Origin of the sequence: Plectonema radiosum NIES-515 (genome assembly GCF_025753815.1) — a bacterium.
Classification (GTDB): domain Bacteria; phylum Cyanobacteriota; class Cyanobacteriia; order Cyanobacteriales; family Nostocaceae; genus Hassallia; species Hassallia radiosum_A.
This window is the reverse complement of record NZ_JAOWRF010000207.1, coordinates 1-2,773: the sequence shown is the minus strand read 5'-3', so window position 1 is coordinate 2,773 and position 2,773 is coordinate 1. Positions and strand designations below refer to the sequence as shown.

The window sequence follows — 2,773 nt, the reverse complement described above, 5'->3', positions numbered from 1 at the left end:
CCCCTTGTCCCCCTGTCTCCAAGCAGTCTCCCCCAGTCCCTAATCTTTGCGTCTGCTGGGTGAGTTTTTCTAACTCTGCGGAAATTTCTACTTGTACGGAAACAGGATAATTTAGTTGTCTGGTTTCTTCAGGTAAACTTGCGACGGTTGCGGTGGTGCGTTGACGAATTTCTGCTAAAGTTTCTGAGGCTTGCATACGTTTACCGTCTTTAACCATTAATTGCAATAAAGGTTGTTCTGTGCTATGGTTTTCCGTTGCTAATCCCAAGCGATCGCTTTTCACTTTACCTTCTAAAATAGTGCGAAAAATCTGCTTGCGCCCCGGATAAGTGATTTTGCCGCTAGACTGTTTCATCACGGGGATACCATCAATTTCTACTAGTTTATAAACTCCATTTATCGGGGAACCGGTAACTAGTCGTGTTCCCAATCCATAACCGTCAATTTGAGCATCAGCTGCTTTGAGTTTGGCAATTTCCCACTCATCCAAGTCACCACTAGCGAAAATCGATACATCGGGAAGAAGCGATCGCACTTCTAGTGATAAGTTAACTAAATCCCCAGAATCTAACCTCACTCCTGCTAGTTTCATTTCTCCTGAGTTGACTTTTTGAGCTAACTTTTTGGCAGCAGCGATCGTGTCATAAGTATCAATTAACAATGACGCACCGGGAAAATATCGATGAAATGCTGTAAATGCTTGTTCTTCACTACCTGCCATTGCCGATAAAGCCATGACTAAAGCGTGAGCCATTGTACCACTTGGCTTTTGCCCAAGTTGTAGCGCCGCTAACACATTGGATGTAGCGTCTAATCCACCTGCTAACGCCGCTCGTGCCGCCCACAAAGAGCCTTGGGGACTAAATGCCCGTCTTGTACCAAATTCTAGTAAGGTGGCTTTCTCGCCTGCGACATCGCGAATTCGTGCAGCTTTTGTGGCAATTAAAGTCTGATAATTAATGGTATTTAACAGGTAAGTTTCTACTAGCTGTGCTTGCCAAAGTGGTGCTTCTACACGCAACAAAGGTTCATTGGCAAATACCGCTGTACCTTCTGGCACTGCCCAAACATCGCCGGTAAAACGTCCTTCAAGCAGCAAAGACCAAAAGCGATCGCTTGCACCCTCAAAAATTCCCGTCGTCTGCAAAGCTGCGACTTGAGAGGCACTAAAGCGGAATTTTTCTAAATATTCCAACCCTTGGGCTAAACCCATCGCAATTAAATAGCCAAAACCTTCCGGTAAGCGTCTCACAGACAATTCAAAGCTTGCCGATGATTCTTCTACACCTTCACCTGTGTAACAAGCGATCATTGTTAGCTGGTATAGGTCAGTCAGCAAACTGTAATCAGCCCCAGAGAGATTTAATTCTTGGTTGTCTTGCTGAGTATTGGTATGTGCACAGTCCCGGTTTGGCAAAGTTATCATGCTCACGTGTTTTTACAGGAATGCTTTTATTTATGGTAGGTTTTACCATAAGTAATGTCAACTGTCGCAGGACTTATGTCATTTAGCGCTTTAAATCAGGTTGTTGCGGTCAAATTAATACTATATTTATCAATTAGTTCATATTTATTTATAGTAATTGTGAAAAATAATCAGAGGTTTGTAACTCAACTTTCAATATTTAACTGTTGTACAGACGTTCCGGCGGAACATATTGTACAGACGTTCCGGCGGAACATATTGTACAGACGTTCCGGCGGAACATATTGTACAGACGTTCCGGCGGAACATATTCTACAGACGTTCCGGCGGAACATATTCTACGAGAAATTAAACATTTATTGGTATAGGTTACAATCATAATCAAAGGGCAAAGTTTAATTTTTATTATATAAAGTATTGCAACAACACCTGAAGAATCATTGCATAAATTCTCAATATATTGAGAATTTGAGCCAGTTGACAATATGAGAATTAGACTAGATACATCGCAATTAAAAACACTGCGGAAAAAGGAGAATTTAACATGATGGCTATCTCCAGAATATTAGCGAGCATTACCCAGTATATTTCTGAAGCAGCGATGCGGATTTTTGCTCCTAATGATGATGCTTATCCTCTTATTGGTATACAACCGTTTACAGGTGAACCTTACAAAGGTGCAGCCGACAATTGGTAAATCATGATATTAGACGTGTCAATGAAAATTAAAGTCGGTGGAAAAGTAAATTCTCCACCGACTTTTTTATTTTTTAGTTGTTAATTGTTGGTTATTTGACATATTGCACCATTCTCAGTAAACCACAAGACCTACCCAGAGTTAAAACTCCTAATAGCTCAAGTCCAGAAAGCGTGGACTAAAACTCTTACCCAGCCGTCTTTAGACGAGTTTAGCTATGAGACGGGGAATTTATTCCTCGGTGGGTTATTGCAACTGGTGCAAGATGTTAGTTATTGCTCTTTTTACTATCCATTATCCATAGATATAGATTATGCGTTACTCACAATCTAGAGACGTAGCACTTGGTAGTCTCTACTCATTTTAAATGATGGCACGGGTTTGTAAATGTTATAAAATCATTAATATTTATCAGAGATTGAAAGAAGCGATCGCCTGGATACTTTCTTAATAAGACTGACTGTGGTAAGTCCTAACTAAAGGCTTTATTTATTCCTGGTGCAAAAAATACGCTGGGGATAAATTTAGCTTGTACAGCAAGAAGCCCCACACCATACACGGAGTGTTGGTGATGGGATGAATTGCGAGTCAAAAACGAAACACCCTTGAAGATGTATTTCCGATAAATCGGAAACAGTCTTCAAGGGTAG

At 40.9% G+C, this 2,773-nt stretch carries 2 protein-coding genes; one reads left to right on the top strand and one right to left on the bottom strand.

Features of this window, described 5'->3' with window-relative positions; translation table 11 throughout:
* A partial coding sequence (locus OGM63_RS13900) for a nicotinate phosphoribosyltransferase (protein WP_263746172.1) occupies positions 1–1,426 on the bottom strand: 1,426 nt, incomplete at its 3' end.
* A gap of 544 nt (positions 1,427–1,970) precedes the next feature.
* Between OGM63_RS13900 and OGM63_RS13895 the strand changes: the two genes are divergently transcribed.
* Positions 1,971–2,123, top strand: a complete 153-nt coding sequence (locus tag OGM63_RS13895) for a hypothetical protein (protein ID WP_263746173.1) — start codon at positions 1,971–1,973, stop codon at positions 2,121–2,123.
* Positions 2,124–2,773: the final 650 nt, after the last annotated feature.

Excerpts from the sequence above, each read along its gene's own strand:
- OGM63_RS13895 (WP_263746173.1), top strand. The coding sequence starts at position 1,971 with ATGATGGCTATCTCCAGAATATTAGCGAGCATTACCCAGTATATTTCT.